General features: G+C 40.1%; 10 protein-coding genes. 2 read left to right on the top strand and 8 right to left on the bottom strand.

Features of this window, described 5'->3' with window-relative positions:
- Window position 1 precedes the first annotated feature (1 nt).
- A complete protein-coding gene (locus tag AC1DU2_RS17365) occupies window positions 2–850 on the bottom strand; it encodes a DUF4238 domain-containing protein (protein WP_477385523.1) in 849 nt (282 codons plus the stop codon).
- Here AC1DU2_RS17365 and AC1DU2_RS17360 point away from each other — a divergent pair.
- Complete coding sequence (locus tag AC1DU2_RS17360) at window positions 827–1,900, top strand: phage exclusion protein Lit family protein (protein WP_477385521.1); 1,074 nt, start codon at window positions 827–829, stop codon at window positions 1,898–1,900. The two genes, AC1DU2_RS17365 and AC1DU2_RS17360, sit on opposite strands and share 24 nt — an antisense overlap.
- A gap of 11 nt (window positions 1,901–1,911) precedes the next feature.
- On the opposite strand, the gene AC1DU2_RS17355 is transcribed toward AC1DU2_RS17360, so the two are convergent.
- The 5 genes from AC1DU2_RS17355 to AC1DU2_RS17335 form a co-directional block, all read right to left on the bottom strand.
- Entirely contained in the window at window positions 1,912–5,628 is a 3,717-nt protein-coding gene (locus AC1DU2_RS17355) for a hypothetical protein (protein ID WP_477385519.1), read from the bottom strand.
- Between the two features lie 214 nt (window positions 5,629–5,842).
- Entirely contained in the window at window positions 5,843–7,267 is a 1,425-nt protein-coding gene (locus AC1DU2_RS17350) for a hypothetical protein (protein ID WP_477385517.1), read from the bottom strand.
- 117 nt (window positions 7,268–7,384) lie between these two features.
- Window positions 7,385–9,130: a hypothetical protein gene (locus AC1DU2_RS17345; protein WP_477385515.1), complete on the bottom strand. Its 1,746-nt coding sequence runs from the start codon at window positions 9,128–9,130 to the stop codon at window positions 7,385–7,387.
- An 18-nt stretch (window positions 9,131–9,148) separates the two neighbouring features.
- Entirely contained in the window at window positions 9,149–9,631 is a 483-nt protein-coding gene (locus tag AC1DU2_RS17340; protein WP_477385513.1) for a hypothetical protein, read from the bottom strand.
- A gap of 3 nt (window positions 9,632–9,634) precedes the next feature.
- Window positions 9,635–10,018, bottom strand: a complete 384-nt coding sequence (locus tag AC1DU2_RS17335; RefSeq protein ID WP_477385511.1) for a transposase — start codon at window positions 10,016–10,018, stop codon at window positions 9,635–9,637.
- 315 nt (window positions 10,019–10,333) lie between these two features.
- Here AC1DU2_RS17335 and AC1DU2_RS17330 point away from each other — a divergent pair, with 315 nt between their 5' ends.
- Entirely contained in the window at window positions 10,334–10,519 is a 186-nt protein-coding gene (locus tag AC1DU2_RS17330) for a hypothetical protein (protein WP_477385509.1), read from the top strand.
- Window positions 10,520–10,525: 6 nt separating this feature from the next.
- Here the strand turns inward: AC1DU2_RS17330 and AC1DU2_RS17325 are convergent, their stop codons facing one another.
- Together AC1DU2_RS17325 and AC1DU2_RS17320 are read right to left on the bottom strand one after the other, a co-directional pair.
- Entirely contained in the window at window positions 10,526–11,524 is a 999-nt protein-coding gene (locus AC1DU2_RS17325) for a hypothetical protein (RefSeq protein ID WP_477385507.1), read from the bottom strand.
- 6 nt (window positions 11,525–11,530) lie between these two features.
- The gene (locus AC1DU2_RS17320) at window positions 11,531–12,130 is read right to left on the bottom strand and encodes a hypothetical protein (protein ID WP_477385505.1); all 600 of its coding nucleotides are present in this window, start codon (window positions 12,128–12,130) and stop codon (window positions 11,531–11,533) included.
- Window positions 12,131–12,209: the final 79 nt, after the last annotated feature.

Genomic DNA, 12,209 nt, shown 5'->3' with positions numbered 1-12,209 from the left:
TTCATTTTGTGTCGTTTAAATTGGTGATAAAGACTTTAAGAAAGCTTTCGTTTTCACAAGCTATCCATTTTTTTGAGAATCTGAATAAATTGCTGTTAATGCGTTCGCAAGTTGAATAATCTGCCGTAATAAAACGATTTTCGTATTTTCTAAATCTCTCGGCGTTAATCACCAAAAATAAATGACCATTCAGTGGAATACCAATCTCAACTGTGTCTAATGCATCGGGATTGAAATATTCGTTTATGCGACCTTTGATAATATAACCAGTGCAATCTGATAGCAAAAAATAATGTTCGGGTGGTGAAGCGATAAGGCAGAAATTCCAGTTACCCATTCTTTCGAACATTTGTTCGGCGATTTCAAGATAGCTTGAGTTTGTGCGCATTTTAAAGCCTATACGATCCTTTTTTGCAGCCTCCCATTGTGCGCTAAGTTCAGGGGTTGCGTGGTCAAATATTTTTTCGAACGTTTCAAAGATAGCTTTGTCCATTCCCGCCTTTGTATGGGTATTACGCATGTCGCCAATCATACCCATTTTCGCTATATAGGCGACATCTTGGTGAATATTTAAATGATATTCGCCTTGAGCGAACTTACAAAGTTGTCCGTAATGATGAGGGAAATCCTTTTCAAAATGGGAATTTAATTCGGCTTCGATATGAAAACTCAGTTTACCATCGACGACTGTTGTGTTATCATGGAGTTGTGAAAATATTCGTTTTGTACCGGAATTAAAGAAGTGTCGATGTTGTTGCTTATCGTAAAGATATATCTTGCCTTCTGCGTTATTATAAAAGTTTCTGATCAGGCATTCGCTAACATAATGATGGTTGATCGGGATACTCATTTAGACGAATTTACAAAAAATCTTGCTACAAGGTCTGCTGTCATCAACCGAAAAAGTGATCTTTTATTTTTTGTATATTTAAAAGTGAATTCTCCAATCGCCATTCTTTATGACCAAATTACCAATCATTTCGCACAGGGCGAAATGGGTATGAGGCTAAATGACGCGATCAAAAGCGGCGCATTGAATCCGGGAATAAAAATTGATGTCCTGAATGAACCCATCAAAACACCTTATGCAGATCTGGCGACTCGTGAAATAGTTTTGCAGGAAAATTTTCTTGCCTATTTATGGGCGATCTGCTACTGTTTTAATGCCTTTAACAGAATGGCGTTTGAACAGTCTATAGATCATGATATTATAAGTCTAAGCCGGTCATCGGAAGCGCCGGTGATCAATCAGTTGTTTGATTGGGCAATTGGTCTTAGCACAGCGCACGAAGATTGGCCACAAGGCCTACCGATCCCTGGAAGTAAAAATCAATGGTGCGAGGAAACCGATGCATTGTTTCTCTTTGCGACTCGTTATATCATGTACCATGAAGTTGCACATCTCATATTACATAACGATTCAGGAGATCTGTTGCAACGATATAAAAACGGCATTAACAGTGCAGATGACCGAAGACGTTTCCTAAATATGGAGCGACAGGCGGACGATTACGCAATTGACAGTCTATTGAATGCTTTTCCGAAAGAGCCAGCTCGTTACATGAATTTACTTGGCGGAGCAATCGCACTATTGTCGATGTTTTTTCTAAGGACGGATGATGATTTGCGCGGAGGCTTTCGGCATCCTGATACTGACGAGCGCTTGAAAGGATTAATGAAACGCGCACGGTTTGATCTTCCAGAACATAGCATTTTCATGGATTATACTATCACCACAGGAATTCAAGTATTTTTGGAGCGACATCGAATCGCTTTTTTTCCTGAAAATACGGAGTCAAGAAAGATGCAGGAGTTTGAAGAACTGTACCAATTGCTTTTTTCAAAGGTAGATGAACGAAAGGCCCTTTATGAACAACACCGGCCCTTTGTCCGCAAATAGGTGATATTCCTCTACCACAACCCCCGGTACATCATTTTAACTTCTTCKGCAACGCTGCGTTCTTCGCGTTCGATCCAGGCCTGCAAACTCAATTTATGCCTGGAATACTTGTAGTTCTCCGGCATAGCTTCTATTGCATTTACCACCCATTCATAATTTCTTTTCTTTTGATTTCCCGGCAGACCGTTCGCATAGTCGAAATGATGGTTCGTCCAGTCAATACGTTCAAAATCCTCCAGTGAATTATTTACCGTTAGCCACACTTGAATAAGCATCGCATATAAATCTTTCGGCAGGTACCGCCTTCCGATACTCATCACCAGATCGACCATTTTCCGATCTTTCGGAAACTCGGTCAGCAGTTTTTCCAACACCGGCATAGCTATTGATTGTGCTTCCGGTTTCAACTGCATAAATAATACGCCGCCGAAATCCTCCATGCCGATGCTGCTCAGGGAAACGTGGCTGATTTTTAAGAGCGCGTCATACGTCAATACCGGTGCTTCCTCAAATTCCCATACTTTGTTCAACATATTCCGGGGAGCCGTGAAATATTTTTTATATTTCTCTACCCGGAGGTCAATATAGTCCGTGAAAAAGTTGCTATCGTACTTCATGATAAAAAACAAACCGCTCGCGTAAGGGTCAAATGATGGGTTTACATCCTCTTGATCGAGGTATAATTTTTTGGCGAATTCCAGCTTATTTTCAGCAAGGAAAGGGTATTCGCTGAAAAAGTTATACTCCAGCTTGTACATAAACTCTTTATCTTTTTGGTGTTTACCATAAAGGATTTCTGCAATGCGGCAAACTGTTCCCGCCTGTATATTTTCGTACTTTTCAAACCAAGTCAGGTGCAGGTCGTAGCCTTTTTCCCTGGCTTGGAAATGCCCTATCATTTTTTCAATGATGTCTGTAGTAACTGCTGAAAGTGGGTGAAATTCATAAAAATTATCCAGCCAGGTTTCCTTTTCCAAGTAAACGTGGCCTGTAATGATATCATAAAGCCTGGCTGCATGTTCAACATCTGCATTGAAAATGGTGTTGAAGAGCCGCACGGGATTAAACCTGACCATGTTACCTTGGCGTAAGTACGCCTCCAGCAGTTCAAAACCCAATGAAATATCGTGATCAAACGCACCCTCCAAAGCCCAGGCGAAGCCCTGTTCAACATGCTTTTTATGCCAATACTTAAATTCTTTAAAACGTTTTATTGATGTAAGTACCCGTTCCACGTTTTTCTGCGAACGGAGCTGCACATGTTTTTTTACATAATTGATCCGGCGCTCGCCAACCGTACTAAAGTCGTCGTAATCCCGAAACTGTTTTCTTTCCAAGTTTCTGTCCGCAGCAAGATCACGGATGACAGCATAATCCCTGTTAACAAATTTTTTTTGTAGAGCCTTTAACGCCGGTAAGAGCGGAATACCCCTATCCAACAAAACATTGATATATTCCTGTACGAAATAGGTGTCATCCAAGCGCGCCGGGCTTAAGCATTTTTGGATCAGGCCGATGATCTGCGGCTGGTCTAATTCGAGATACTTCAGGTATTTCCGTTCCATGGGTTCTATGTAGTCCATGAGCAAGCCAAAGATCAGTTCGCGGTCGGTTACAAAATTTTGTTGTAAAACGTTGAGAAACCGGCTGCGAAGTTCAGAAAATGCCGGCCGGAACTCGAATTTACCCTGCCGCCTCTCATAAACGACGATGGGGAATGAATCGGTCAATAATACCCTTTGCATACCATAATAAAACAAAACTTTATGCGGAAAGCTTGCCGGAATTTTAGGTAACAGGTGATCATACAAACCGATGATTTTCTGAAATTTTGTGCGAACCTCGTCATCTCCTAAATTCAGGTGATTGCGTAACTCATGCAGTAACACTTCCAGCAAAGCCCTGTGCTTATCAATATAGGCAATGGCGAGATCAAGCGCAGTAATGAAATGTTTGTTGTTGCCTTCATAGAATAATTCAAGCTGGCGCAATGGCTGTTCATAGATCATTGGCTGCGAATTTTTATAATGGTTGTCAAACTGATATTCGTCCGTCGACTCAGGCGTATGCTCCAGGGTCTCATAGATGTGGGCGAAAAGATGCTCCGGAAGATAAAGCGCAAACATGTCGAGGAACTTGTTCTCCAGTTCCTGGTTGCCTTTAGCCCACTTTAAAAAGTTCATCAGCAAGCGGGGCGGCGAACCGATCACTTTCTGTTTACCAAACGCCAAGATGGCCGGTATAAATGTGTCTTTTACCCGCCAATCGTAGCCGTTAAAATAGGTTTGCAGCAATTTGTCCGCGGCATAATATTTCTTTTGGATGAAGCATAAATAAAAAAAGTAAGTACCCATTACCTGATCGGCAATTTTCGCAATATTGCCGAAACGGTGCTCAATGAGTTCCAGCTCATTCAGGGTATGTACAATCCGGTTGTAGTCCGCGGCAGTAAGGCCGAAGTCGGCCAAAATGAGATCAGTTTCTGGTTTTTCACTATCAAAACTCTGAAAAAACGACAGCATTCCGAGTACAAGAATTGTTTGCCGATCATTTAAAATATCCTTATCTTCTATCACACTTTTAAAATACTCTTCATAAATTTTCGAAGTATCGTCTAATATACTGATGTCCTGCGCATTCACATAGGCGTCCGTTGCCATGATCGCAAGACGGGCGTTGCCTTTGGCAACCTGAACTATCCGGTTTCGCACGGTATTATCCGTCATCCCGAACGGCGCCTGATACAGAATCCGGTGAATGACATCGTCCTCCAGCTTGTTTAAGGTTAGTGTCTCTGTATCCCGATCACGTAAAAAGGGCCTTAAATCTTGCTTTGCGTAATCTCTTACTGTCAGCAAGTATTTGACGTGGATATTATCGTTCATGGCCTTCGCTAGTGCCGGACGCAGCGATTCCAACTGCCGGTTTGCGTCGTCAATCAGCACAATATAACGTTTGCCTGGTTCAATAAATGAAGCAAGGTCTTCCGAGATCGATTCACCCGTGGTCACTACGAAAAGCGCTTTGTATTCCGGGTACTTCATGGTGTAAGCGTCGATGGACGAAAGGGCCAGTCTTGATTTGCCGACACCGGGCTTTCCAGATAAAACGACTATCTCATGGTTTTCAATTGCTCCGAACAAATGTTCCAGCTCTGTTTCACGGCCATGCAGGGGATTGTCCAGTGGAGCGGCGATCTGTTTCTTCCCATACAGTCGCAAAAAATCGGTTTTATTAAGTATTTGCCCGGTGGGAAATGGGATACTTAAATTATCCCTTGCCCAAACTCTTCCTTCGTGGAAAAAGAACTCGACCAACCTTTTGAACATAAGCACCTGTAAGGTAACACCATGTGGCTTTATAATGTCTTCCAGTTCTTTACGCAAGGTAATATCTGGTGAGCCGTTGGTCGCCAGTACAATTCTTTCTACCTCTCCATTCTCCAACCGCAGCTTTTCAAAATCCAAACAATCCTGTAAATCCTGCTTCAGCTTCCCCTCATATTGACCACCCTGGTCATCGCGCGTCGTCACTTCACAAAGCAAATAGCGCTTATTTTCCAGCAACATGTAGATATCAGGCCGTCCTGTGCGCGTCTTATCCTTATCTTCCATGCCGCCCGGCATAGCCAGCTCGCCTTTAAAATTTCGGAGCAAATAGTACTCTACCATTTTTTGGAATGGGCCAGCGTCAATTTTATAAATAGCGTTTTCAAGTAAACTATACATGCTCATCGGCCACGGATTAATAAAACTTAAAAATACAACTCTTTAATCCCAAAATAAGCGGAGTGATAAAGAGAGGCTTAAACATATATTGCCAGTCAGTTGGGATTTGTATGATAAAAAGTCCGTTCGGGTCGGTAAAGTATTTCATATTGTGAGAGTTGAATAGGATGCCTTTAGAAAATACATATAATGCGTGGATGTAAGAACACCTGATTTATTCATTCATTTTACGGTATAATGGTTCAGTAGAATCGTCTTTAAGCCTGAACCTGTAATTATTAAAATAATAGCCATCGTATCCGGCATCTGCCAGTATCAACACAGATAAAAGGAAATGCATTTTTAAAATCACGCCTGGCAGGTATTCTTTTCTCTGGATTTTTAAACTATCCTCCGGAAGCCGGCCATGCAGGAAATTATTCCTGTGCTTGATCGTCTCCCGGTCATGTTCGTTTAATATGATACGCCGGTCTTCGAAGATCTTGTAGAAACCATCGAGATTACCCACCTGGTTTATCTGCGTAATTTTCTTCAGAATTGACGCTTTATCATTAAAGGCATCGTCCGGTAATTCATTAATTATTTTATTGAAAGCTTCCCTGATTAATTGCGTCGTAGCTTTATCCTTAATAGGATTAAATTTTTCACTTTCCTTAGTAAGAATTTGATCTTTCAAAGTTTCTAAAACTACGGAGTAAACTGCACCTCTGACCGATTCTGGATAATCAAGGCTTTCCGCCAATATTTCTAAAGCCCTGGATATTCCGACATTATTCATCGCGCGTTCCACTAGGTTACTTAGTATTTCAGGCTCTAAATAAGGGTCATCAGCAAAATTCGGCTTATAATCTTTGATATGCCGGGGGGCCAAAACTGTAATGCCCACTTTTGTTCCTGCATCCGGTTTTACATAATCAAAGCAGTTAATATTTGTGAAATCCGATTTAAGAGAATAAAAAGTAAAGGTCCTGCCACGTATATAAAAACCTGTAATAAAAGCATAGGCGATGATCAAATTTGAAATTACGCGATCAAATTCCTTTTTTAATAGCTTGCTTTCTGCATCAAAAATAAAATATCGGGTTCCGTTCAATTCATAATCAAAAAGTTTATAGGGAACATCGTTGACCTTAAACTTTAACATGCCGGCACCCCTGTAACTTGATTTTGCTCTAAATGGATGGGTTTTAAAAAATCCTGCTGCATGAGCAGTATGTGACGGTACCATAGCATGAATAGAGCGTAAATAACAAGGTGCTTCTTCGACAACAGCTTGCAACTTGTCAAACTTTCCTTCAATAGTATCCGTTCCAAAATTAAAGCTTACCGTAGAAAGGCCTTCGGGTACGAGGAACGGGAGATCGTTTATTTTTAAATAGAACTTTTTGCCTAAACCATAGCCATCTTTTTGGTATGTAGCCGGTGCCGGCGCACCTTCCGGCATAAGCAAGCCATTGCTATTATAAACAAGTTCCTCGCCATCATCTTTGATATTACATTTTAAAGTATGAATCGTTGGATATCCAGAATGGATTTCACTTTCCACACCGCCAGTTAAAAACTCTAATACCTTTTCGGTATCATTGAGGTTAATAAATTCTGCCTGTGATTTATATTCTTCCCATTCTTCGTCTTTCATGTGTAACTTGTTTTAATTCAGTAAATATTATATGGCGCTATTATAACATCAGATCAGGGATTGCAGCGGCATCCTTCGTAGAAGATACAGCGTAAAGCCCACCCGAAAGGGATGCCATTATTCCTGACCCAGTACCTTTAACAATTTATCCAGCTCAGTAATTTGAGCAAGGCTGTTCATAAAGGCATCAGACAGTTTTTTCAAAATTGTTTTTTGTGCACCGGCTAAACTTTTCAAATGTTTGGAATAACCTTTTAGAAAGTTCCGAGCGGCATGCAATTGTGATATTTCATTTGATTTAGAACCCCAAAAAATAGCTATCCTATTCTTAAGATTTTCATCTTTAAGTGCTCCCGTTATCTCATTTGGCTTTAGGGTATATAGATTTGCATCATATTTATAATATGCTAAATTGCCCTCCAACTCGGTCAAAAATTCATCTATTTTCTCCAGTAAATTCTGGTTAAAATCGTCGATGATGTATTCTATGCTGCATTCCTTGAGTAGAAAAACCTGTTCAAAATCGCTTATTTCAACTTTAATATCATTTCTTTGACTTGGCATAAGTTGATCCAACAATTCAAAATAAGCAGCAAAGTCTACGATATTGATAAAATTCCTGAAGTCGCGATTGGTATGGAGTTTTTTTACTTTAACCATCGCGTTATCCAGTTCATAAAAGACTGTTAAGAGGTAATGTAAATCGCTTAGCAGATCAAACGATTTTAATTTAAAGTCATCATCATATCCGGTATGCGCAAACTTATTCCGCATAATGGGGATGACATACTGGTAATAATCGAAGTAACTTCTGCTCAAGGAATAAAACGGGCGGACAATTTCAACCTTAGATGTTAGGGAATGCTGACTCAAATTACTGTCAGGCCGAATAACCGTACACATTTCTGAAAATAAGCCTTCAATCTGAGGTAGCGCTAAAGCATAGAAGCCCACCCAGCGACGTGCGTTAAATAAAAGCCTGAGTTCTTTAAAAATTAATGTTCTATCATTTTTAAGTGGCAAATAAGCGAGGTGCCACATAAAACTTTGAAAGTGCTGTTCCACTGGAATGCGCTTAAAATACAAGCGATAAAATCCTGCCTTGTTATTTTTATATAACATTTCAAGCTTTCGGTCAGGCTGGATCGGAAAAGTCCCCAGACGGTGGCTAACGAGGTCAATCTGATCGATATCAAAATACTCCCGGCCATAAGGCCTGGCGTAATAATAAGGGTAGTCCAGTAGAAAGCTTAAAAAGTCAGGTGGCATTAATGGGAATTTATGCCATGCCTTATCCAAAGCCCTTTTTTTAATACCCTCCAGGTAGTATTTCAAAATCACGACACGTTCCTCTGTGCAGCGCTCATAAAAGTCAACCAGCATCCTTTCCTCATGCTTGCGGGATACCTCGCCTTTTTTCAAAAAAGCACTAATCACAGGTTTTTGCTCATATCGGTCAATGAGCGCATTAATATCCAGAAGGTCTTCCTTAACATGACTATTCAATAGAGAAAAAGTTACATAAGGCAACTGGTCGAGCTGAAGAACCATTTGCCGATACTTTCTTACGGGATCAAGTTTTGGCCTGTTTATTTTTTCCTGGCCTTTTTCGGTTATTTTATAAATGGTCGCTTCCAGGTTTAAGCCAAGTTTTGTATTAACCATGTCACAACCTTTTTCTAGGGATTCAGGCGTATTCTTTATCCATCGGTTAATTGGTGAAATCAACTTAAGTGAATGAAATATAAGATCATCCCAGGATTTAAGATCAAAAAGTCCATCACCAAGCAGCGAATAGATTTGGTTGGTTATGGCATTGTTCCGTAGCCGCGCAGTTTTTAATTGAATAGACTTAGTTTGCATAATCAGGGCTTAGGTTTATTAAAAATATTTAAAATCAAGAATTTTCGACAATTGTGATTTAAAATCTGCGGCGGATACTACGGGGCTATTTTTAATGGCATGGTCAATTACCGAATTAACCCCATCCTGTGCAAATGCCATTAATATTTGTTGTGCTTTAGGAAGTGCTGCCTGCCAGGTTTGGCTAAGATGCTTATTAAAGCTGGCCAGCATGACCGCTTTACTTAGTAATACCAACTCATCAGCAAAGAACAGCCTGATTTCTTTATCTTCTAATTTGCCGGCAAATTCATCTGCAATCAGCATGGAGGTCGGGATATGTTTTGCAAGGTTAGAAAGTTTAAGAGAATGGCGCACACCGGCTCTTCCAGGCTTCCCCGTTAAAAACTCATAAACTGCACTTTGGCTCACCGCGCGACGTCCGTTTTTCAATAAAAAGACAGGAAGGCGAAATACCCCGATTTTTAAATACCCTTCTGATTGAATTTCAAATACTTGCATAAATTAATCAATTTGTGTCTTTTGAGCATTCTGAGCCATTTCAATCTTCCTCTTAAAATTCCAAACCGTTTTTTGATTGAGCCTTGCCCTTCGGGCTATTTCAGATGAAGACATATCCGGGTTAGCGGTCATTAGCCAAATAACCTTAAACCAGTCCTGTAAAGCCGATTTTGTACCTGAAAATATCGTTTGCGTGGTAACTGTAAACCGCTTTTGGGTTGATTTACATAAATACCATCGGTCATCCACACGGGTAACAGGAGCCGAGGGATCAAAGGGAGATACAACACCGTTTTTCCATTTGACGGATTTAATGTAATCCAGGCAGCGTTCATCGTTAAAAAAATCCTTCTCAATATCTTTTAAACTACGGTAAGCCTTTAGCATATTTCTTATTTTACTAATAATAAATCAAAATTGTTAAGACAGCAGTCAACTGCAATACCCTGTCCTTTATTACCATGTTATTCATTCCTATCATTGGATGAAGCAAAAAGTTAAAAATGGAAGAACGATTAGCGTATGATATTTTACTAAAAGTACAACAAAATTCTACACCCATTTAGTCACTGCGCTACTTGTCGTTTACGGAGTGCCTATTCTATTTTATCATTGCAGCATCGGCGAACAGGACGAAGATTTATAGGCCTTTCGTTTTGACTTAACTGAATTTAAAAAGGACCGATAACATAATATAAGGGTATGAAACCTGATAAAATATTTACCACATCAATACCATTTTGGACAGCCGCAATTGGATACGCAGCGCAATTAAAAGAAGAGCCCGTAAAAGCCGTACTGATCAGTGTTATCGTACTTATCAATGCCATGCTTTTGCTTTGGATGTACCTTAAAAGTAAAAGAAACAGCCAAGACAATATACCCTGATCAGTATTACTCGCCCTTGTCGAACAGAAATTTTCTGATGGGTACAACAGCAACCGGCTTTTTAGAGTCAATTTTCAGATATTGTTCACGATATATCTGTTTAACCGTTTCATCATCCAATTCCAAATGTTCTTTTTTAGTCATACCAATGCCTTCCTTTACCTGCCGTTCTTCCATGGCATGAATGGGAACGCGAATTTTGTCAAGAACAGCTTCATAGCGTTTTAAAACCGGATTGATTTCATTGTATTCAATCCCGGAAATAAAAAACCTATGTATAGCCATATTCCTGAAATCATACAAGGCGTTAATTTCTGTAGAATCATCCTCCGTTAAAATTCCTTCATCTTTAGCCATCCGGTAAATTTCCCGCTCGCTGATATGTTTTTTGCCGCCCTGAAAAATGAGATCCTGGTTAACATGGTCGTTTCTTTCTCTGAGCTGAGTAGCGAGAATAATTCCTAATCTGAGTGTACCATCCAGTAAGGCCGCGTTCATTACCAGTAATTCCAATAACGATCCGGCTTTAGTTGCCCGCTCCAATAAAATTTTTGTCGAAAGAAAAGCCCTGCTAAAGTTTGCCATAGGCCGTTCCGCTAACTCTTCTTTAAGGTGGTCCGCCTTAGCAACCTCATATTTCGGCCACGATGCTTCAAGTGCTTTTTTCAACTCCATGCCTTCATTACGGTATTCCTCCGAAGGCTGGATTAAAAAAGTTGAACCATTGGAACCGATGGAAGTAGAACCACGGAATTCATAAACGCGGTAGGTACCATGCTTGCCAACGATATACCTTTCCCAATTAGTCTTATTATCAAGGAAGGTGATATCCCCATGAGGATCGTCATAATGGTCGAAGATTACCTCCATCAATTCAAAAACTTTGGTTGGTGACAAGCTAACTTTCGTGATCAGTGAACCGGTAAATTCTTTCGGAACTTTCACTTCAGTAAAATCATATTCCGCATTAAAATCAGATACAAATTTTTCAATTACTTTCGACATAGCCTTTTAATTAGGAGTATTATTATTCATCTCAGGTTCTTTCTTTGCCGGGAGCCTGCCTCCGGTATTCTTAAATTGCTCTAATCTTTTATGCAGGTCATTAATTTCCTTAACTATGGGCAACATATCATATTCCATATCCAAAGAGCAAAATGTAGCTTTCTCTAGGTAGTAAGCCCTGAAAAATTTTGGCGGCACCTGTTGATTTTGAGGTTCGGTACCAACATAAGATGGGACAATCATTCCAGCAAGCATTTTTGCCAAAAAGCTATCGAGGTTTTCATCGAAATGTTCAACGAAATTTCTAACCTTACGGTCTTTCAACGGGTTATCGTCAGCTATACCGCAGGACTCCCGTAATTTTGCAGCACGCTTCTGATGAATTGGCTTGTTTGACGATGGCCAGAAATACCGCGATAGAGCACCAGCATTACTGATAATGTTTTGAACAAAGTCAAGCATCTGGTCTTCATTGACAGTCCTTTCGTAATATAATTCATCCAGGCAGTATTGTAACTGAGAAAGATTTATTAAAGCTGTCCTTGTTATGGAAAGGAGGCTTTCAATGTAAAAAACCTCGTGTGGTGGCCAAATATCAATATCCATTATCATTCTTAAAATTATTATAAACCAAAGGTAAATTCGCACTGCGCAACCTATCTGCGCAGTGTAAAATATTTTTCTA

The organism is Mucilaginibacter sp. P4_C11 (assembly GCF_056402115.1).
This window is presented reverse-complemented; position numbering and strand designations above follow the sequence as displayed.